The sequence below is a fragment of the Bacillus cereus group sp. N14 genome, from assembly GCF_016483555.1.
GTDB classification, from domain to species: domain Bacteria; phylum Bacillota; class Bacilli; order Bacillales; family Bacillaceae_G; genus Bacillus_A; species Bacillus_A wiedmannii.
This window is the reverse complement of record NZ_JAEHBQ010000075.1, coordinates 1-339: the sequence shown is the minus strand read 5'-3', so window position 1 is coordinate 339 and position 339 is coordinate 1. Positions and strand designations below refer to the sequence as shown.

Sequence of the window (339 nt, the reverse complement as noted above, 5' to 3'; positions counted from 1 at the left end):
AGGAGCGTACGATACAAGTAAGGCAGGAGAAATTCAAGTAACAGTAACGGCAACAGATGCATCAGGAAATAGCTCAAGTACAACAGTAACTGTTAACGTAGTTGAAAAAGAGGAAGAAAAAGATACAGAAGTACCAGTAATAACAGCGAAACAAGGTGTAACTGTTTATGTAGGAGATAGCTTAAATGCAGGTGATTTGGTAGACGTAAGAGATAATAAAGATCCAAACCCAGTAGTAACAGTAGGAGCGTACGATACAAGTAAGGCAGGAGAAATTCAAGTAACAGTAACGGCAACAGATGCATCAGGAAATAGCTCAACTGCAATGGTAACAGTTAA

Annotated in this window: 1 protein-coding gene; it reads left to right on the top strand. The window is 38.9% G+C overall.

The features are described 5' to 3' along the window. Positions 1–339, top strand: a 339-nt coding sequence (locus tag JDS82_RS29110) for a bacterial Ig-like domain-containing protein (protein WP_346011139.1), incomplete at both ends; no start/stop codon positions are given.